Raw genomic sequence first — 20,170 nt, forward strand, 5'->3', positions numbered from 1 at the left:
CGCGATGTACGATGTCATTGTTGTCGGCGGCGGCTCCGCCGGCGCCGCCGTGGCCGCAAGGCTCTCCGATGATCCCGCACGGCGCGTCCTGCTGCTCGAGGCGGGGCTCGACTGGCGCGCCGACGAGGCGCCCTGGGAGGTGCGGACGACGAATCCGATCCCGATCATCCACAAGCGCGAGTACCAGGAGAAATGGCAATGGCCCGATCTTCTGACGCGCCGCGTCGCTGGGCAGGAGCCGCGCTTCTACTGGCGCGGCAAGGGGCTCGGCGGCTCGTCGATGATGAACGGCCAGATCGCGATCCGCGGCGTTGCCGATGCGTTCGACGAATGGGCGGCCAATGGCTGCACCGGCTGGTCGGCGAAAGAGGTGATGCCGCTGTTTTCGGTGATCGAGGACGATCTGGACTTCGGCGATGTCGAGGGCCACGGCCGCGGCGGGCCACTGCCGGTCTACCGCGCGCCTTTGCAAAAGTGGGGTCCGATCGACCGCGGCTTGCGCGATGCGGCACTTGCGAGCGGCTATCCCTGGTGCGCCGACGTCAATGGTCCGGACGGCGAGGGCGTTGCGTGCTACCCCATCAACAGCCGCGACTTGCGCCGCATCACCACCAATGAGGGCTATCTCGAGCCCGCACGCGGGCGCGCCAACCTGGAGATCCGCGGGCATGCGCTGGTCGATCGCGTGCTGATCAGCGACGGACGGGCGACCGGTGTCCGCGTTCATGTCGAGGGGCAGGGCACCCAGGAGATCAGCGCCCGCCAGATCGTGCTGTGCGCCGGCGCCATCCACAGTCCGGCGATCCTGCTGCGCTCGGGCATCGGGCCGGCCGAGGAGTTGAAGGCAATGGGGATTGCTGTCACGCGCGATCTGCCGGTCGGCCGCCATTTCTTCGACCATCCGCTGTTTCGCGCCACGATCCAGCTCCGGGACGAGCTTCGTCCCACCGATCCGGATACGCGCCACACCAATTGCTGCGTGACCTATTCCTCCGGCCTCGCCAATGGCGGCAAGCGCGACATGATCCTGATCGCCTTCAATCATCGCGGCATCGGGAACCCCGGAGCGATCGGCGCGGGGCTGTTCAACGCCTATTCGCGCGGGACGCTCAAGCTGGCCTCGACCGATCCTGCAATCGATCCGGTCGTCGAGGAGAACATGCTGGCCGATCCGCGCGACATGCTACGCATGATCGATGCGGTGAAACGCCTCGCGGTCATCACATCGCAGCCGGCGCTGTCAGGCATCGCCGACTGGATCAGGCTCGCTGACACGGATCTGACGCTGCCGCAGGCCGCCAGCCTGCCCGATCACGAGCTCGAAGCGGTGCTGCGCCGCGAGACGGGCGACATCCAGCATGCCGCCGGCAGCTGCCGTATGAGCGGCTTGGACGACCCGGATGGCGTGGTCAACCCCGACGGCACCGTGAAAGGGATCGGCGGCCTGCGTGTAGCCGACGCCTCGATCATGCCGTCCGATTGCCGCGCCAACACGCATTTCACGACGGTGGTGATCGGGGAAGCGATCTCGCGGATGATGATGCGGTAGCCGGCAGCCGGGATTCAAGGCGCATTGTGTTGAGTCATGCGCGCGTCGCGGAAGATGGGCGAGTGGCGGGACCCAGATTCAATTCAACGTTGCGCGACATCGTTCCTACCAATGTTGAAAGCCTCCGACGAATATCATCAGGAACGTTTGCGCGCGGCTTCGATTGGCATGTCATCGTCAATCGGAGTTTGAACAATGCGAAAGACAATCTTCTCAGTGGCCATGTGTGCGTTGCTTGCTGGCGCGTCGATCGGGTTCGCCCATGCGCAGGCGGGCGGAGGTGCCGGAGGCGGGGCAGGCGCAGGTGGAGCGGGCGGCGCGGGTGCGGGCGCTAGCGCCGGGGCCGGAGGAACCAGCGGCGGAACGAGCGGCGCGGCGGGTGGAACAGGAGCGGGCGATGCAGGTACCGGCAGTTCGACGGGATCCAGCGTAGGCTCCGGCGGCGGCAGTGGCGCGGGTTCCGGCCAGGGCGGTCCTCAGACCATCCGCCCGGGCGGCACAAACGATCCAACCCGACGCTAACAAACGCCGGCGCTTACGACGTGAATAAGGGAAGGCTGCAGGGTTCGACTCAGCAGCTTTCCCGCGGCATCAGCGAGCCGGCCCAAGGTGGAACGGGTCTATGGACTGAACAAGCTGCGGAGAAACCGCTCCTTTTCGCCGGGCGCATAACCTTGAGAAGCGCCGAAATAAGGTTCAGTGGCGCCAGGATGAGCTGAGGTTTCCGGCGGCGGCGCGTAGGCGAAGCCCGAAGCTGGACCGGACGGGACCATACCCTGACCGGAATGGACAATCGCGTGCCGCCGGTGTGGATGACGCGCCTGTGCGGCGTCGGCAACGCCGACCAAGGTGATCAGAAAACTGAAAACCAGAAGGAAACGCATCGCTGTTTCTCCAAACGCCCCCTGCCTAGGTGGCGTTCGGCCGCGGCGTTCCAACTCATCCTGGACTCACGATTAGTCACGTCCCTGGCATCAGATCATCCCGGCCATCCGCAACGCCACGCCCGCCGCGCAGCTGCCCGCCAGCACCGTCAGCATGCCGAGCTTGAACCGGAAGATCGCGGTGGCCGCCGCGATCGCCAGCACCAGCGCCGGCACGTCGACGCTCCTCAGCACCGGCATGTCGAAGTTCAGCGGAAACGCATGCACCGGCACGGTCTCGCGGAACAGGATGTGCAGCGCGAACCAAATCGACAGGTTGAGGATCACGCCGACCACGGCGGCGGTGATCGCGCTGAGCGCGCCGGCGAGGCCCGCGTTGCCGCGCAGGCGCTCGATGTAGGGCGCGCCGACGAAAATCCAGAGGAAGCAGGGCATGAAGGTAACCCAGGTCGCGAGCAGGCCGCCGAGCGTGGCCGCGAGCATCGGCGACAGGCCGCTAGGGTCGCGATAGGCCGCCATGAAGCCCACGAATTGCAACACCATGATCAGCGGGCCCGGCGTGGTCTCGGCCATGCCGAGACCGTCGAGCATCTCATGCGGCTTGAGCCAATGATAATGCTCGACCGCCTGCTGGGCGACATAGGCCAGCACCGCATAGGCGCCGCCGAACGTAACCAGCGCCATCTTCGAGAAGAACAGCGCGATCTGGCTGAACACATTGGCCTGACCCAGGGCCATCAGCAGTGCGATCACCGGCACCAGCCAAAGCGCCAGCCACAATGCACCGACGCGGATCGCGCGCGCCGTGTTCGGCCGGACGTGATCGGGCACGGCCTCGCCGAGCATGCTGTCGATCGCGGCGCCGCCGCCATGGCCGTGACCGGCCGGCGCGAATTCCGGACGGCCGCTTCGGGCGCCGGCATAACCGATGAGGCCGGCGGCGATGATGATGATCGGGAAGGGGACCGCGAAGAAGAAGATCGCGACGAAGGCGATGCCTGCGAGCGCGATCATGATGCGGTTCTTCAGCGCGCGCTTGCCGACGCGCACTACCGCCTCGACGACGACGGCGAGCACGGCCGCCTTGAGCCCGAAGAACAGCGCCTCGACGAAGCTGACATTGCCGAAGGCGGCATAGATGTAGCTGAGGCCCATGATGGCGATGATGCCGGGCAGGATGAACAGCCCGCCCGCCATCAGCCCGCCGGCGGTGCGATGCATCAGCCAGCCGACATAGGTCGCGAGCTGCTGCGCCTCAGGTCCCGGCAGCAGCATGCAATAGTTCAGTGCGTGCAGGAAACGGCCTTCGGAGATCCACTTCTTCTCCTCGACCAGGATGCGGTGCATCACCGCGATCTGGCCCGCGGGCCCGCCAAAGCTCAGGCAGGCGACACGGAGCCAGACGCGGAAAGCTTCGTTGAAGCTGATGCCGTGACCGGCACCAGCTCCCGCTTGATCGGCGCGAACGTCCATTACGCCTTCACCTTGTTGGTCGGCCAGTTGTGAGTCTCGGTGGTGGCGTCGCGGCACCAGCGGTAGAAGGCATCATAGAGCAGCATGCCGGCCTCGAGCTGCTCGAGGTCGTCGTCATACATGCGCGACAGCCCGAGCGAGGCCGCGAGCAGGCCGGGCGCCTCCGGCGCGAGGTCGGGTCGCGCGGTGTCGGCGCCGCGCACCAGCGTCGCGAGGCGCAGCAGGGGCGGAGTCGCGATGCCGAACTCCTCGATCATCACGTCGAAGGTGCAGAGCTCGCCGCGGTGGCTCCAGAACACGTTCTCGATGTCGAAGGGCGCTGCGCCGAACCGCTCGCCGACGGCGACCACCTCGGACGGCGCGACATAGAGGAACACTGCGCCCGGATCGACGAAGCGGCGGATCAGCCACGGGCAGGCGATGCGGTCGACCTTCGGCCGCGCCCGCGTCACCCAGACGGTGCGACCCTTGGCATCGCGCGGCGGCAGCTTGCGGGCGTCGACCAGCGGCAGCTTGGCCGCCTTCCAGCCCTCGAAGCCGCCCTCCAGCGTTTCGGCCTGCGCGCCGAGCTGGCGTAACCAGGCCGCGGTGCCTTGCGCGAGCTTCTCGCCGCGGAGGCAGGAGACTACGGCGCGGCGGCCGGCGAAGGCGCCGCCCCAGTCCGCCACGTTGTCGTGGCCGAGCTTGATGGAGCCGGGAATCAGCCGCCGGTCGGCGGCGAAATCCTGCTCGGTGCGCACATCGATCAGAACCGGCGCATTCGCCGTGCCGATCAGCCGTGCCATTTTGTCGGATGAGATGGTCGTGAATGTAGACATGATGCGTCCTCGAGAACCAAACGGGACGCGATGCTTGGGCCTGTCGCCTCGTGGGGAGATCGCTCAAATCCCCATGGCGCAGATTACAGCGAAACTAAGAAGCACTGTCAATCCGCGGGACGATTGGTCCTTAGAAAATTGGTGCCTGCCGTCTATATTGGAGGCCAACAGAGCTGAATCTTCGGGAGAATTCGATGCATTCCCATTCCATCGAACAATGGACCCATGACCACGCCTTCCTGGGCGAGAAGCACGACGACAACGAGCGCCGCACCTGGTTCGTGGTCGTGCTGACGCTGGTCATGATGGTCGGCGAGATCGTCGCCGGCTCGCTGTTCGGTTCGATGGCGCTGCTCGCCGACGGCTGGCACATGGGCACCCATGCGGCGGCGCTCGGCATTGCCGCCTTCGCCTATCGCTTCGCGCGGCGGCATCTGGGGAATGCGCATTTCACCTTCGGCACCGGCAAGTTCGGCGATCTTGCCGCCTTCGCCAGCGCGATCATCCTCGGCCTGATCGCGGTCGAGATCGCCTATGAGAGCGTGCTGCGCTTGATCAATCCGGTGCCGATCGTCTACGGCGAGGCAATGGCCGTGGCTGCTCTCGGCTTGGGCGTCAATCTCGCCAGCGTGTGGCTGCTGCGCGACAGCCACGATCATCACCACGGCCATGGCCATCCGCATGATGACCACGCTGAGCATGACCACGAGCACGATCGTCACCAGCATCAGCACGACAACAACCTCCGCGCGGCCTATGTCCATGTCATGACCGATGCCGCAACCTCGGTGCTGGCGATCGCAGCGCTCGGCCTTGCCATGTATTCCGGCTGGGTCTGGGCCGACCCGGCGGTGGGTCTGATCGGCAGCGCCGTGATCGCGAGCTGGGCATTCGGCCTGATCAAATCATCGGGTGCGGTGCTGCTCGACGTGCGCGCCGACGAGAAGCTGGAGCGGGTGATCCGCGCCCGCATGGAGATCGGTGAGGATCGCGTCACCGACCTGCATCTCTGGCAGGTCGGCCCCGGCCATTGTGCCGTGCTGCTCTCGGTGGTGTCGGACAAGCCGAAGCAGCCGGCCGTCTACAAGCGGCGGCTCGCCGGGCTGAAGGGCCTCAGCCACGTCACGGTCGAGGTCGAGACCTGCCCGCATTAGCGGTGAGTGAACGTGACTTCGCGCATGACGAGAAGAAGTTTGCGTTTTCATTTTGAGTTGTCGCGATTGCGACCCACCCGGGCGTTTCGCAAATCGTGATCTGGTTCATAACCGAGCGGCCAGCTGCGCAGTATGGATTGACGTGCGCTCGATGAGGACGTGCGTGCGCTGAGTTCGCAACTGCCGGGCAAGGTCCGGTCAACATCAAGGTAGTGAAGCAGTACCGGCCTTAAGGGCCATTCACCTGAGAGCCCGGTCAGCGGAGGCCGGGCTTCGGAGAGACGAGCAATGGGCCTCGTGCAGCAGGACACCGTGGTCCTCTTGGTCGACCTCGTCGAGTCCGTGCGTCTGATGCGGGAGCATGAGGCGTCCGCGGTGCGTCGATGGACCGACTTCGTCCAACTTGCCACCGGCCAAATTCTGCCGCGTTATCGCGGCGGCCTCGTGAAGAGCCTCGGAGACGGGCTCATGGCCCGCTTCGAATCCGTGCGTGATGCCGTCAATGCCGCCGCCGAAATGCACCGGAGTATCGCCGTTCAGAACACCGGGCGGCCTGAAGATCAACACTTCCAGCTTCGTGCGGGGATCAACTCCTCCACCGCCTGGAGTGACGGCACTGACATCTATGGCACCGGCATCAACCTCGCAGCCCGGCTCGCAACTCTTGCCGGTCCCGGTGAAACCATCGCCAGCGAGGCCGCGCATGAGCAACTGGCGACAGCTCTTGCCAGCCTGGCCAGTCCGGGGGAGACGATTGGCAGCGCTGCGGCGCGCGACGAGCTGACGCACGGAGTGGATGCGCTGTGCGAAGATTTGGGCGACTGTATCCTCAAGCACTTTGACAAGCCGGTTCGCGCCTACCGCGTTGGTCCGGCCAGTCCACACCCAAGCCTCGCAGCTCGGCGAGACTATGGAACTCCCATGGAGCCGACGATCGCCGTCATCCCCTTCGACGCGCGCAAGGACGCGGAGGAGCATCTCGACGTTGGTAACCTGATCGCGGACAGCGTGATCTGGTGCCTCTCCAGATCGGCGAACCTCAAGGTGATCTCGCGTCTGTCGACCAACATATTTCGCGGCAGGGTCAGCGATGTGGCGGAAGTATCGGCGCATCTCGGTGCCACCTACATTCTCAGCGGCAGCTATGTGGTCGATGCGGACCGGATTCTGGTGACGGCGGAGCTGTCCGCGGCGCGAACCAATCAAGTCGTCTGGACCGACCGCCTGAGCGGCAATATCGGCGATCTGCTGCAGCCGGAGAGCGAACTGGCTCACCGCATCGCCGCTGCAGTGCATCTGTCGGTCTTCGATGCCGAGGTCGAGCATATCCTGACCCAGCCGTTACCGACGCTAGAAAGCTACTCGCTGCTGCTTGGCAGCATCCGCCTGATGCACCGGTCGAGCAGGGAGGAGTTTCTCCAGACCCGGACGGTGCTGGAGGAACTGATCAATCGCCACGGCCGAATAGCTGCCCCGCGCGCCTGGCTCGCCAACTGGTACATCCTGCGCATGACGCGCGGCTGGTCCGAGGACCGCAAACGCGAGGCCGCCGAGGCCTTGAGCGCCACTCGCGCGGCGCTCGACCGTGACCCGTCCGACGCGCTTGCGCTTGCGACCGAAGGCTTCGTCTATTGTCACATGTTGAAGGATCTGGACGCTGCCCGAAAGCGGTGCGAGCAGGCCGTCGATGCCAACCCCAGCCACGCGTTGGGCTGGCTCTACCGGGGCACCGTCGACGCCTTCAAAGGCGACGGCGAGGCAGCCGTGGACGCAACGCGGCGCGCTCTGAAACTCTCCCCGCTCGATCCGCAGCGGTATTATTTCGAGTCCCTGGGCGCCACGGCGCTTCTATCGGCGCATCGATACGACGAGGCGGAAGAGCTCGCGCGCTCATCTCTCATTCTCAATCGCATGCATCCGTCTACGTGGCGGGTCCTCGCTATCGCACTCGTTTCGCAGGGACGGGTCGCGGAGGCCCGCGAAGCCTTGGGCAAGATGTGCGAGCTCGAGCCGCATTTGACCCTAGATCGATACATCGGGCGCCTCCCCAATGCGCATCTCGAAACAGGCAGGCACTGGGCTCGCTGCCTCGAAGTGGCAGGACTACCGACGACAGGCTGACTAACCTCATACCGACTTGTTTTCATAAGGAGGCAGGCAATGGCTCAACTAGGCGGGGCGGGAGGAGCAGGCGGTGCAGGTGGTGCTGGCGGAGCCGGCGGCGCAGGGGGGGCAGGAGGTGCAGGCGGAGCGGGCGGCGCTGGAGGGGCCGGTGGGGCGATAATTGGCACGCTCGGCGACGTCTGGGCCAATCCCATCATGGTGGATGCACTCATCCACGCTCGCGAAGGGACAATCGTTGTTCCGGAGCGACCGACCTCTCCGTATTTTTACTACTACGCGCCGGCCTTGCCGGCGATCGAAGACCCAGCCCAATTGGATCGCTGGGAGCCGTGGGTGCGCGCCTACACAGCGGTCGGGGAGATGCTGCAGGGCATCACCCTTCAGGTGTCGGGCGCCGATCCGAACGCATTCCTGGTTCGCTCGCCCGCATACGTGATTGCGGAGTTAGGGCGTCCGGTCCAATCGACGTTTCAAGACCAGATTGAGATGGTCGTGAGCTGGGCCGAGCTGCGCAACGAACGCGCCACAGAAATCATAGCGCAGATCGATCCCCAGTATGCCTTCTGGTCCTCGATCGTCTACCTGCATCCCGAGAGGACCAGGCGGACATTCGAGCTCATCAACATGGTCCTGCAATTCTGCGTTTACGTGGAAATGCGCTTCAAGCATGCGCTGGGGTGCTCGCGTCCCGTGGAATACAACGCCCAGGTTCAGCCGATGATCACGACGCCGGGACACGGAAGTTTCCCGAGCGGACATGCGACGCAGGCTTACGCGGTAGCCTACGTGCTGAAACGGCTATTGAGCCTGCACAAGACGACATCCGGATTCCCGGAGATCGTCGAGCAGCTCGACCGGCAGGCCGCACGAATCGCAACCAATCGGGTCGTGGCCGGAGTCCATTTTCCAGTCGACAGCATGGCAGGGCGGATGCTGGGTATCGCCTTGGGCGAGTACTTCGTCGGCCGTTGTCTCGGGAGCACGGCAACCAAGAGCCGCAAATTCAACGCCAGCCACGCCGACAGTAACTCTCGCACGGATTTCAATCCCTTCCACGCTGACCAGGCGCTCAATGCCAACAAGTTCTATTCGGAAACCACAGGAGGGACTGTTACGCAGTCCCTCCTGATGAAGGAACTATGGGACAAGGCCTACTACGAAGTTTCGACAAGATTTCCGTAGGAAACACGTCCCTGCAACCGAAGTGGAGAGCATTCCATGGCCGAGGAATTGCCGAGATGCTTCGACCCGTACCTCCGGTACGCAATCGCGAGCGAATTTAAGAACTTCGATTTTTTCGACGAGCAGGAGTCCAAGCTATTCCTGTTCGTGGAGCTTAAGCACGCCGGGCTGGCCGATAATTTTGTGAGAGCCATGAGTCCTAGTGACTTCGGCGCCGAATTCGGGCTGACCAGCCCGAACTCGCGATATCTGACCATGCGGGCTTACATAAGGGCTGTCGAGAAGGACAGTTTCCGGGCGTGGGACGACAACGTATCCCGGGTCGAGCTGTCCCTCCCGTTGAAGCCGACGGCCATACAAAAGGGTGCGCAGCGCAACAGGTCCGCGAGCGAACAACCACCGACACCTCTCCTCATCGGCGTGATCGACGATGGCTGTCCGTTCGCGGCCGCTCAGTTTGTCAAAAGGATCGCGGGTGTCGCAACCGGGACACGCGTGCGCGGCGTCTGGGATCAGAACGAGCACGCAGGCCGAGTCCCGATCCCGGTAGGTGCCGACGTCTTTGGCGAGAAGCCGTTCGATTTCAATTACGGCCTCGAGTTCCTTCGAGACTCCATATCCGGCGTGGTTGGACTCAACGACTGGATCCAGTTGCACAAGAGGGCAAACACGATCGACGAGGATGGCTGCTACGCGCGTGGAGGTTTCAAGACCCTCAAGCATCAGGCCTCGCATGGCGCACATGTAATGGATGTCCTCGCCGGACGCATTCCGCTCTCGGCACGCATCGCGCGCCGCGATCCGCCAAGTTGGCAGCCCGGAGATCCCCTGACCGATCCCGCTTGCGAAGCAGATATCGTGTTCGTGCAGTTTCCCGAGAGCTGCCTTCGTGACGCGACCGGCGTCTGGCTGAAAGGTTACGTCGCCGATGCAGTCGATTACATCATGTCATTTGTCAATTCTGGCACAACGAACGTGGTGATCAATGTCAGCTACGGGCCGACAACCGGACCTCACAACGGCACGTCGGAGCTCGAGGGCAAGCTGAGGGAGCTTGTCACCCACTATGACGGCGTTTCCGTAAGTCCAAAGCTCGACGTCTTCCTGCCTGCCGGCAACAACTATCTGAGCGATGGGCACATCCATTTCGTCAGGCAAAGCATGGCAGAGCCCGACCATGTCGAATGGACGTGGCGCCTTCCCCCCGACAATACCGTGCTCTGCTTTGCCGAAGTCTGGATGAAGAAGAACTGCACGGACAATGTCATTGTTACGCTCACCTCGCCCGGCGGTCGTAGCTCCTCGTCGACTGCCGGTCCAGCGCCTCCCGGTCCCCCACCCCCGCCGCCCGCTGCACCGGCGCTTCCGCCCTATACCGGTGCGTATGGCCCCGTTGACTGGGGTGACAACAGGGTGTGGCTGATTGCGGTCGAGCCCACCATCGCGGGAGCCGGCATGGTGCCCGAGCATGGGAATTGGAAGATCAAGGTGGAGGGCATCGAGTTGGGGAGCGAGGTTCATGCCTATGTGGCACGTACCGATCCGAACATGAACATGCGCACGGGTGCGAAGCGTTCGTACTTCATCGACGCCGGATGGGAGGCGGGCCGCGCGGCCGAGGCCGGCTGCACGTATGCCGGTGGGGAATTTGACAGGACCGGCTCGCTTGTTTCTCGCCTGGGCACCCTCAACGGGATCGGTACGGACAGCGTCGCGGGTGTGCACGTGGCCGGCGGCTACATTCTGTCGGCGCCGAAACGCAAGTCGCCTTATTCGTCGGCGGGCCCCGCACGAACCGGGCCGCTCCCACGGCGAGTTGGTCCCGACTATGCGCTGTTCTGCGACGAGTCAGATGCTCTGCAGGGTGTACGTGCCGGGGGCAATCGAAGCGGCGTGGTGTTTCGGCTCATCGGTACCAGTGCCGCCGCGCCGCAGCTGGCGCGATTGGTTGCGGATCGGCGACCGTTGACGGTGCACGATGCTCCAGCCAGCCCTCCGGACGAGAAGCGAGGTGATGGCGATCTCTATCCGCCGTGATGTGGGCGAAGAGCGCGCCAGCTGGAAGGGCATCCGGTCGGGGCAAGCTTCCGGCCGCCGCCGGCCTCGATGCAGAAGATCGCAGACACGCTCGCCAAGGAGAAGGCGCAGCTCTGGATCAACCACGACAACCGCCCAGCGCGACAGCCAGAGGATGGCGCCGGAGTTTTACCGACTGACCTTTCCCTGAGGCCGCTGCCACAAGGGTGGCAACAGCATCATGCTAGGGCCCGCGAAAGCTCCGTGACAGGAGAAGGTCGTGGGCGAGTGGGGCGGAGTTACGATCGCGCTTGTCTCGAGCAGCTTCGGCGGGACTGCCGCGGCCGTCACCCGCTACCTCGTCGGCGGCGCCGATCCCGTCCTGCTCGCGGCCCTGCGTTGGGGGATCGGCTTTCTCTGCCTGTTGCCTTGCGCGTTTCTGCTCGGCGTGTCGGCGGCGCTGGCGGCTGGCCTCGCGCAAAGCCCACCGGGCGCATGGCGCGGCGAGTGATCATGACCGGTGTGGTGTTCTGCATGGCGTTCTACAACGTGCTGTCGCGACCGCTGATGCAGCGCTCGAGCGCGCTCGGTTTTCTCACCGTCGGCATGGGCGCGGGCGCCGTCGTACTGGTGCTGGCGGGGTTGGCGAAAGGCAGCTTTGCAGCGCTCGAGCACTTCACGGCGGCGCAATGGATTGCCGGCGTGCTGGTCAATCCGGCCGCCGGCCGGCGCGGATCAGGAACAGCGCGGCCAGCGCCGAGAGGCTGAGCGCGGATGAGACGATCAGCACCTTGGCGCCCATGAGGTCGATGAGCAGGCCAAAGGCGAGCGGCGCCACCGCCTGCGCCATCCGTGCCGGCGCGCCGATGATGCCGAGGCGATAGCCGAAATCCTTCGGGCCGAAGATCGACAGCGGCAGGGTGCCGCGGGCGATCGTCAGAATGCCGTTGCCGGAGCCGTGGAACAACGCGAACGCGCTCGCCGCAGCGCCACCGAAAATCGCAACGATCACGGCGCCGAGCGGGTGGGTGAGGCTGGCGAGCCGCGTCGACCACAGCGGATGGAAGCGGCTGAGGAAGCCGGCCTCCAGCATGCGGGCACCAACTTGCGCCGGCCCGATCAATGCGCCGGCCGCGATCGCCTCGGCTGGCGTTGCCCCCATCGTTTCCAGGATGCGCGGGAAATGCGCGGCCATCGCGCCGGTGACAGTCCAGACCGCCGCGAAGATGAAGGCCAGCAACATCATGGTGCGGTCGAGCGGCACATGCGGCTTCGCGGCCGCGGCTGCCGCCTGCTTGGCGCCCTTGATGACCGGCAGCATGAAGAAATTGAGCGGCAGGCCGATCAGGATATTGGCGGCGGCCCAGGCAAAACAGGTTTCGCGCCAGCCGATATGCGACAGGCCCCAGGCGGTGAGCGGCCAGCCGACGGTGGAGGCGAAGCCCGCCATCAGCGTGATGCCGGTGATCGGCCTGCGCGCCTCGGTGCCGTAGATGCGCCCCAAAGCGGCGAAGGCGGCATCGTAGAGCCCCATTGCCATGCCGATGCCGAGCGCCAGCCAGGCGATCGCCATCACCATCACCGACTGCGAGATGCCAAGCAGCACGAGGCCGGCGGCAATGGTCAGGTTGGACGCCGACAGCACCTGACGGCCGCCGACGAGATCGATCTGCCGTCCAATGCGCGGGCCCAGCATTGCGGAGATCACCAGCGCGGCCGAAAACGCACCGAAGATCCAGTTGGAGGAGACACCGAGCTCGCGTCCCATTGGGTCGGCGAGCAGCGCCGGCAGATAATAGCTGGAGGCCCAGGCGAGGGTCTGCGTGGTGCCGAGCGCCAGGATGATCGGGAGCTGGTGCCGGGTCATGTCCCCGTATTTTTGATCGGCCGTGTCATCGGCGCATTTGCAGCTCGCGGCGAGAGCGCGTCAACCGCGTCTGCGGCATATTCGACCTGCTGCCGGCGGGGAGCCTTTGGGTTGTATGCAGATACCCGCCTTCCGCTCGTCACGAATGCACGCCATAATGGCGCATGCAATTGACCTCGCGCCTTACGCTGATGAACTGGCTGACCGGCCAGGGGCTCACGGGCCTGCCTGAAATTGAACTGCTCCGCGGCTTCTGCGAGCGTTGCTGCGCCGAGGGGCTGGAACTGTCGCGTGGCCTCGTCGTCATCGACACGCTGCATCCGATCTATGAAGGCCGCGGCTTCCGCTGGAGCGATCGTCCCAGCAACGAGAGCGATGCCTTCGAATACGGCTCGACCGCCGACGGCGACGCCGCCAAGAGCTGGCGCCGCTCGGTGTTCTTCCACATGCTCGAGAATGGCCACGACGAGATGGTGATCGATCTCGCCGATGCGCCGTCGATGGATTTCTCGCAGATCGGCGAGCTCGCCGAGAAGGGCCACAAGCACTATCTCGCCTTCGTCCACCGCTTCGGCGAGAACGGGGCGCTCGGCCTGATGGATTGCCTCTATTCCTGCTGGACCACCCGCCGCGCGAGCGGGTTCTCCGGACTGGAGCTGGAAGCGCTGCGCGATCTGGTTCCGGTGTTGGGGCTCGCGATCAAGTCGGCGCAGCAGGTCGACATCGCGCGCACGCTCGGCCGGGTCTATCTCGGCCGCGACGCCTCCGAGCAGGTGCTGCGCGGGCGCATCTCGCGCGGCGTCACCGAGCGCATCAATGCCGTGCTTTGGTATTCGGACCTGCGCGGCTCGACCGGCATCAGCGAGAGCATCGGTCCCGACGAGATCATCCCGTTCCTCAACGACTATGCGCAGGCCGTGATCGATCCGATCCACGAAGCCGGCGGCGACGTACTGAAGCTGATCGGCGACGGCGTGCTCGCGATGTTCTGGGGCGAGGACATGGCGGATGCGCGGCGGGCCGCGCTCCGCGCCGAGCACCTGTTCCGCAAGAATGTCGCTGCGCTGAACGAACGGCGGGCGGCGGAGGGCCGTCCGACCACGTCAGCCTATATCGGCCTGCATGTCGGCGAGGTCTTCTACGGCAATATCGGCAGCGAGGACCGGCTTGATTTCACCGTGGTCGGCCCGACCGTCAACGAGGTCAGCCGCATCGCCTCGATGAGCCGCTCGGTGGATCGCGAGCTCTTGGCCTCGTCCGAATTCTACAAGGGCCTAGATGCTGCCGGCCGCCGCTATCTCGTCTCCACCGGCCGCTACGCGCTGCGCGGCATCGGCCGCGCGCAGGATCTCTACACGCTCGATCCGGAAGTCGACGCGAGCGAGCCGGTCAGGGGCAGCTACGAGCGCTATCTGGCGGGTTAGTCTCCGCGGCGTCACAGACGCCGTCATTGCGAGCGCAGCGAAGCAATCGAGGGTCCCTCAACGGAGGGACCTTGGATTGCGTCGTCGCTACGCTCCTCGCAATGCACTTGTGGTCAGCACCGCGCCGCCACCTCATCTCCCACCATGTCTGGCTGCCGGTCCAGTCCCACTGCCGGTGACAGCAGGATCACCAGCGCCTGCACGCCGAATAACGCCGCGGCGAGATAGAGGCATGCCTCCGCGCTCCAGAGGCCGCCGACGAGCGCGCCCAGCACTGAACCGAGCGGGCGGGCGCCGTAGCTCATGATGTTGATGGCGGAGACGCGGCCGAGCAGGCGCGGCGGCGTCACGGACTGGCGCAGCGTCGTGGTCGAGATCACCCATAGGATCGGGCCGACGCCGAGCAGGAAGAAGCTCAAGCCCGCGAGCCAGGGCGAGGGGACCAGCACCGTCAGCGCCATCACCAAGGCGGCGACAAAGCCGGTGACGGGGCCGAGCCCCACCACGGTGCCAAAGGCGATGCGCTTCATCACGCGCGTGGCGAGGAGCGCGCCGATCACCATGCCGACGCCGTACATCGTCAGCACCGTGCCGACACCGGCGGCGCTCAGACCGAGATGGCGCACGGCGTAGGGCACGAACACCGCGATCTGCAGGAACCAGCCGGTGTTGAAGATGAACTGGGTGATGAAGACCGGCCGCAGCAGCGGATGGTGAAACACGAAGGCCGCGCCCTCGCGGATCTCTTGCAGCGGATGCCGCCGGGGCGCCGGCGCACGTGCGGGCTCGTAGATGCCGGAGAGCAGCACGACCGCGATGGCCGAGAGCGCCGCGGCAAAGCCGAACGCCGGGCTCGCGCCCCACCACCCAACCAGCGCACCGCCGAGTGCAGGCCCGCTGGCGAAGGCGATGGTGCGCGCCAGCTCGATGCGCGCATTCGCCGCCGGCAACAAGTTGGAGCTCACCAGCGAGGGCACCAGCGCCGGTGCTGCCACGCTGTAAACGACGGTGCCGCACACGGCGGCGAAGCCGAGCAGGGCCAGCAGCGGCAGGTTGAGGGCTCCCAGCGTGAGCAGCAGCACGACGGCCGCGAGCGCCACCGCCCGCAGTGCCTCGGCGCTCGCCATCAGCCTGCGGCGGGAAATTCGGTCTGCAAACACGCCGGCGGGGATGGCGAACAGGACGAAGGGCAGGGTGAGCGCGGTCTGCAGCAGGCCGGTCTGGCCTTCGGCCACCCCCAGCGTCAGCACGGCGACGATGGGCGCTGCCGCGAGCGCGATCTGCTCGGCCGACTGCGCTGCGAGATTGGACCAGGCGAGGCGGTTGAAAGTGTCAGGAAGGCGAGGCGGCGTTGACATGGCGCATATCCCGTAGAGGCGAATTTGCGCCAATGTTGGCCCCCGATGACCACCAAACCCACCCGCTTCCCGACAAGAAGCGATTTCCGCGATCGGCGGCGGGAATGCCCGCCGCTAGATGCAGTTGCAAATGAGTTGCAATAAGAATGAACTTGGGTATTCTGCCGATATGGATGCCCGATCACCCCACATAACTCCCGACCTCGCCGGCTGGCGCGCTGATGCGCCCACCACCAAAAGCCTCGCTGAGGTTAATTCCACCGTTGCCATTCCCGCCGCGGGCCGCTGGTGGCGCCGGCTGCTGGCCTTCGTCGGGCCGGGCTACCTCGTCTCGGTCGGCTATATGGACCCCGGCAATTGGGCGACCGATCTCGCCGGCGGGTCGAAGTTCGGCTACACGCTGCTCTCCGTCATCCTGATCTCGAACTTGATGGCGATCCTGCTCCAGTCGCTGGCGGCTCGGCTCGGCATCGTCACCGACCGGGATCTCGCGCAGGCCTGCCGCGCCTCCTATCCCCGGGTGGTGAACTTCCTGCTCTGGCTCGCCTGCGAGGCGGCCATCATTGCCTGCGATCTCGCCGAGGTGATCGGCACGGCGATCGCGCTGAAGCTGCTGTTCGGCATTCCCCTGATTGGCGGCGCATTGATTGCAGCCCTCGACGCCTTCCTGCTGCTGCTGCTGATGAACCGGGGCTTCCGCTTCCTGGAGGCTTTCGTCATCGCGCTGCTGGTGGTGATCGCCGTTTGCTTCGCGGTGCAGATCGCGGCGGCGGCTCCGCCGGTGGCAGAGGTCTTGCGGGGCTTCGTGCCCAAGAGCGAGATCTTCACCAATTCCGACATGCTCTACATCGCGATCGGCATCATCGGCGCCACCGTGATGCCGCACAATCTCTACCTGCACTCCTCGATCGTGCAGACGCGCGCTTATGAACGCAACGACACCGGCCGGCGCGAAGCGATCAAATGGGCGACGACGGACTCGACCATCGCGCTGATGCTGGCGCTGTTCATCAACGCCGCGATCCTCGTCGTCGCTGCTGCGACCTTCCACAAGAGCGGCCACTCCGACGTGGCCGGGATTGAGCAGGCGTTCGAACTGCTGTCGCCGCTGCTCGGCCTCGGCATCGCCTCGACGCTGTTCGCGGTGGCGCTGCTCGCCTCGGGCCTCAATTCGACGGTCACCGCGACGCTCGCTGGCCAGATCGTGATGGAGGGCTTTCTCGACCTGCGCCTGCCGAGCTGGGCGCGCCGCCTCTTGACCCGCGGCATCGCCATCATTCCCGTGATCATCGTCACCGCGATCTACGGTGAGCGCGGCACCGCGGATTTGCTTGTGTTCAGCCAGGTCGTGCTGTCGATGCAGCTGCCTTTCGCGGTGATCCCGCTGGTGCGCTTCGTCTCGGATCGGCGCAAGATGGGCAAGTTCGCGATCCCGATGTCGGTTGCCGCGGTCGCCTGGATCGTCGCGGGCATCATCGTGATTTTGAATCTGAAGTTGCTGGCAGATACGTTCTTTGGGTGAGTGGCGAATGGCGAGTAGCGAGTGGGGGCGTTCTCCTATTCGCTACTCGCCATTCACTAATCCTGCGGCTCGGACGCCGTGTCGCCCTGCGCGTCGATGCGCAGCCAGCCTGAGGGGGCGAGGCGCTGCTGCGGCAGGAAGCGGGCCTTGTAGTCCATCTTCTTGGAGCCTTCGATCCAGTAGCCGAGATAGACGTAAGGCAGCCCTTGCCGTCGCGCACGGGCGATATGGTCGAGGATCATGAAGGTGCCCATCGAGCGGCTGACCTGGCCAGGCTCGAAGAACGAATAGACCATCGACAGGCCGTCGCTGAGAACGTCGGTGAGCGCCACTGCGATCAGCTCCTCGCCGCGGCCGGTGATGCCGCTGTCGGGGCCGCGCTTGCGGTATTCGATGATGCGGGTCTCGACGTGGCTGTCCTCGACCATCATGGCGTAGTCGAGCACGGTCATGTCGGCCATCCCGCCGTGGCGGTGGCGGGCGTCGAGATAGGCGCGGAACACCGAATATTGCTCGGAGGTCGGCACCGCGCTGCGCTGCTCGCCGATGATGTCGGCGTTGCGGGCCATCACCTTGCGGAAGTTGCGCGAGGGGCGGAACTCGTTGGCGATGACCCGGACCGAGACGCAGGCCCGGCACTGGTCGCAGGCGGGACGGTAGGCGATCGACTGGCTGCGGCGGAAACCGCCATGGGTGAGCAGGTCGTTGAGGTCACCGGCGCGGTCCCCGACCAGATGCGTGAACACCTTGCGCTCATGTCGGCCCGGCAAATACGGGCAGGGTGAGGGCGCCGTGAGGTAAAACTGGGGGGTGTCGCGCGAGTGCTGGGTCAAGGGACGTCGTGGGCCTCCGAAACAGGCATCAGCATCGCGCTCCAAAAGCCCCCGGTCAATCGATTAGCTCACCACGTCCGCGCCGCCTGCGGAGTGGGTATGCGAACCGAATTGTTGATCACGACCGTTCCCAGCACGAAATCGTGCAGCAGGCGACGGCGGCCGTTGAACAGGCCGACCAGCACCACGAACGGCGATAGGAACGAGACCGTCACCCAGAACAGCACGGCATGGGTGGCGCCGAGCACGAAGTAGCCGGGCGCGCCGTACCAGGTGCGCAGCTCCAGGTCCATCAGGCGCATGCCGACCGTGGCGGAGGACGCACCGCCGATGCTGGCGCCGTAATAGACGATAGCCCAGATCACGGAGGCCGGCCAGGCGATCCAGAACAGCGCCCAGCCGATGCCGAGGGTGACCACGCCGAACAAGGCGATGAAGATGTAGCCGAGGATCACCGGCACCGAGATCACGACCATGTCGATCAGGAAGGCGAACACCCGCCGCGTCGCGACGCCCCGGAACAGTTCCGGATGCAGGTCAGGGTCGTAGGCATGCGGTTGCATGGCGCCGTCATTGCGCCAGCCGCCTGAATTGCCCGAGTTGTACGACATGGTCCGTTCTCCCAGCGAAGCTCCCCTCGCAGGACATGGGAACAGGCCATGCCCGTGCCAAGGGCGCGCGGGCGGCAGCAAGCCGAAATATTCCGGCGATTCGGGGGCGGTGATCGGGCGGTCCTGTAGGGTGGGCAAAGGCGCGCTTGCGCCGTGCCCACCATTGCCCGCCGACTTACACGATGGATGAATCGGTGGGCCCGCTTCGCTTGGCCCACCCTACGACAGCTTACGTCTGGCCCCGCAGCTTCTCCGCCGCCTTCGGCGCAAAATAGCTCAGCACACCGTCGGCGCCGGCGCGTTTGAAGGCGAGCAGGCTTTCCATCATGGCACGGTCGCCGTCGAGCCAGCCGTTGTTCGCGGCTGCGGCGATCATCGCGTATTCGCCGGAGACCTGATAGGCGAAGGTCGGCATCGCAAACGTGTCCTTCACGCGGCGGACCACGTCGAGATAGGGCATGCCGGGCTTCACCATCACCATGTCGGCGCCCTCGGCGATGTCGAGCTCGACCTCGCGCAGCGCTTCATCGGTGTTGGCGCTATCCATCTGATAGGTGCGCTTGTCGCCGGTGAGCGTCTTGGCCGAGCCGATGGCGTCGCGGAACGGGCCATAGAAGGCGGAGGCGTATTTCGCGGCATAGGCCATGATCTGCACGTCGAGCAGGCCGGCGCGGTCCAGCCCCTCGCGGATCGCGGCGACGCGGCCGTCCATCATGTCGGAGGGCGCGATGATGTCGCAGCCGGCTTCGGCCTGCACCAAGGCCTGACGCACCAGCACGGCGACCGTCTCGTCATTCAGGATCTTGCCGTCGGAGATCAGGCCGTCATGGCCGTGGCTGGTGAAGGGATCGAGCGCGACGTCGCAGAGGATACCGATCTCCGGAAACTCCTTCTTGATCGCGCGCACGGCCTGGCAGACCAGGTTGTTCGGGTTGGTGGCTTCCGAGCCTTCCTCGTCGCGCAGGGACGGATCGGTGTAGGGAAACAGCGCGATGCAGGGGATGGTCAGCTTCATCGCGCGCTCGGCCTCGCGCACGGCCTGGTCGACGCTGAGGCGGTCGACGCCGGGCATCGAGGCGACCTGCTCGCGCTTGTTGGTGCCGTCGATCAGGAACAGCGGCCAGATCAGGTCGTCGGTGGTGAGGACGTTCTCGCGCACCATGCGCCGGGCCCACTCGGCCTTGCGGTTGCGGCGCGGACGGACGGTCAGATCGAGGGCATGCGGCACTGCCGTGCTGTCCCGGCGCGAAACGTCGCGCAATTCGATCGGACGTCCGTATTTGATCGCCATCACTCTTCCTCCGGCTGGAATTATTCTTATACCAGCTCGCATGGTTCCCGTCACCGCGGCTTGA

Annotated in this window: 17 protein-coding genes; 9 read left to right on the forward strand and 8 right to left on the reverse strand. The window is 65.3% G+C overall.

Features of this window, described 5'->3' with window-relative positions; genetic code table 11:
- Positions 1-4 precede the first annotated feature (4 nt).
- The gene (locus tag ACTEK7_RS00730) at positions 5-1,549 is read left to right on the forward strand and encodes a GMC family oxidoreductase (RefSeq protein WP_225148422.1); all 1,545 of its coding nucleotides are present in this window, start codon (positions 5-7) and stop codon (positions 1,547-1,549) included.
- A gap of 620 nt (positions 1,550-2,169) precedes the next feature.
- On the opposite strand, the gene ACTEK7_RS00735 is transcribed toward ACTEK7_RS00730, so the two are convergent.
- The 3 genes from ACTEK7_RS00735 to ACTEK7_RS00745 all read right to left on the reverse strand — a co-directional run bounded on the left by ACTEK7_RS00735 (position 2,170) and on the right by ACTEK7_RS00745 (position 4,724).
- Positions 2,170-2,433, reverse strand: a complete 264-nt coding sequence (locus ACTEK7_RS00735; protein WP_225148423.1) for a hypothetical protein — start codon at positions 2,431-2,433, stop codon at positions 2,170-2,172.
- A 90-nt stretch (positions 2,434-2,523) separates the two neighbouring features.
- Positions 2,524-3,906: a chromate efflux transporter gene (chrA, locus tag ACTEK7_RS00740; RefSeq protein WP_225148424.1), complete on the reverse strand. Its 1,383-nt coding sequence runs from the start codon at positions 3,904-3,906 to the stop codon at positions 2,524-2,526.
- Complete coding sequence (locus ACTEK7_RS00745; RefSeq protein WP_057029754.1) at positions 3,906-4,724, reverse strand: chromate resistance protein ChrB domain-containing protein; 819 nt, start codon at positions 4,722-4,724, stop codon at positions 3,906-3,908. Before ACTEK7_RS00745 ends, chrA begins: the two co-directional genes overlap by 1 nt.
- Positions 4,725-4,918: 194 nt before the next feature.
- On the opposite strand from ACTEK7_RS00745, the gene dmeF reads away from it, so the two are divergent.
- The 6 genes from dmeF to ACTEK7_RS00775 all read left to right on the forward strand — a co-directional run bounded on the left by dmeF (position 4,919) and on the right by ACTEK7_RS00775 (position 11,968).
- Complete coding sequence (gene dmeF / locus ACTEK7_RS00750) at positions 4,919-5,878, forward strand: CDF family Co(II)/Ni(II) efflux transporter DmeF (protein WP_225148425.1); 960 nt, start codon at positions 4,919-4,921, stop codon at positions 5,876-5,878.
- Positions 5,879-6,166: 288 nt separating this feature from the next.
- Positions 6,167-7,999, forward strand: coding sequence for an adenylate/guanylate cyclase domain-containing protein (locus ACTEK7_RS00755; RefSeq protein ID WP_036025493.1), 1,833 nt, complete (start codon positions 6,167-6,169; stop codon positions 7,997-7,999).
- Positions 8,000-8,038: 39 nt separating this feature from the next.
- Entirely contained in the window at positions 8,039-9,184 is a 1,146-nt protein-coding gene (locus ACTEK7_RS00760) for a phosphatase PAP2 family protein (RefSeq protein ID WP_202801507.1), read from the forward strand.
- Between the two features lie 36 nt (positions 9,185-9,220).
- Positions 9,221-11,221, forward strand: a complete 2,001-nt coding sequence (locus ACTEK7_RS00765) for a S8/S53 family peptidase (RefSeq protein WP_225147206.1) — start codon at positions 9,221-9,223, stop codon at positions 11,219-11,221.
- Positions 11,222-11,480: 259 nt separating this feature from the next.
- Positions 11,481-11,711: a hypothetical protein gene (locus tag ACTEK7_RS00770; RefSeq protein ID WP_225147205.1), complete on the forward strand. Its 231-nt coding sequence runs from the start codon at positions 11,481-11,483 to the stop codon at positions 11,709-11,711.
- 2 nt (positions 11,712-11,713) lie between these two features.
- Positions 11,714-11,968 (forward strand): hypothetical protein, encoded by a 255-nt coding sequence (locus ACTEK7_RS00775; protein ID WP_225175091.1) that lies wholly within the window; start codon positions 11,714-11,716, stop codon positions 11,966-11,968.
- Here the strand turns inward: ACTEK7_RS00775 and ACTEK7_RS00780 are convergent.
- Positions 11,910-13,067, reverse strand: coding sequence for an MFS transporter (locus tag ACTEK7_RS00780; RefSeq protein WP_225147203.1), 1,158 nt, complete (start codon positions 13,065-13,067; stop codon positions 11,910-11,912). The two genes, ACTEK7_RS00775 and ACTEK7_RS00780, sit on opposite strands and share 59 nt — an antisense overlap.
- A gap of 164 nt (positions 13,068-13,231) precedes the next feature.
- Between ACTEK7_RS00780 and ACTEK7_RS00785 the strand changes: the two genes are divergently transcribed.
- Positions 13,232-14,491 carry an adenylate/guanylate cyclase domain-containing protein gene (locus tag ACTEK7_RS00785; RefSeq protein WP_036014983.1) on the forward strand — a complete coding sequence of 420 codons (1,260 nt, stop codon included), beginning with the start codon at positions 13,232-13,234 and terminating at the stop codon, positions 14,489-14,491.
- A 113-nt stretch (positions 14,492-14,604) separates the two neighbouring features.
- Here the strand turns inward: ACTEK7_RS00785 and ACTEK7_RS00790 are convergent, their stop codons facing one another.
- Positions 14,605-15,849 (reverse strand): MFS transporter, encoded by a 1,245-nt coding sequence (locus tag ACTEK7_RS00790; protein ID WP_036014982.1) that lies wholly within the window; start codon positions 15,847-15,849, stop codon positions 14,605-14,607.
- A gap of 169 nt (positions 15,850-16,018) precedes the next feature.
- On the opposite strand from ACTEK7_RS00790, the gene ACTEK7_RS00795 reads away from it, so the two are divergent.
- Entirely contained in the window at positions 16,019-17,371 is a 1,353-nt protein-coding gene (locus ACTEK7_RS00795) for an Nramp family divalent metal transporter (RefSeq protein ID WP_036014980.1), read from the forward strand.
- A 56-nt stretch (positions 17,372-17,427) separates the two neighbouring features.
- Here ACTEK7_RS00795 and ACTEK7_RS00800 read toward each other — a convergent pair whose 3' ends face one another.
- The 3 genes from ACTEK7_RS00800 to hemB form a co-directional block, all read right to left on the reverse strand.
- Positions 17,428-18,204 carry an arginyltransferase gene (locus ACTEK7_RS00800; protein ID WP_036014979.1) on the reverse strand — a complete coding sequence of 259 codons (777 nt, stop codon included), beginning with the start codon at positions 18,202-18,204 and terminating at the stop codon, positions 17,428-17,430.
- Positions 18,205-18,272: 68 nt separating this feature from the next.
- Positions 18,273-18,815, reverse strand: coding sequence for an RDD family protein (locus tag ACTEK7_RS00805; protein ID WP_036014977.1), 543 nt, complete (start codon positions 18,813-18,815; stop codon positions 18,273-18,275).
- A 229-nt stretch (positions 18,816-19,044) separates the two neighbouring features.
- Entirely contained in the window at positions 19,045-20,106 is a 1,062-nt protein-coding gene (hemB, locus tag ACTEK7_RS00810) for a porphobilinogen synthase (protein WP_036025484.1), read from the reverse strand.
- Positions 20,107-20,170 lie beyond the last annotated feature (64 nt).

The organism is Bradyrhizobium sp. JHI2711 (assembly GCF_056156565.1).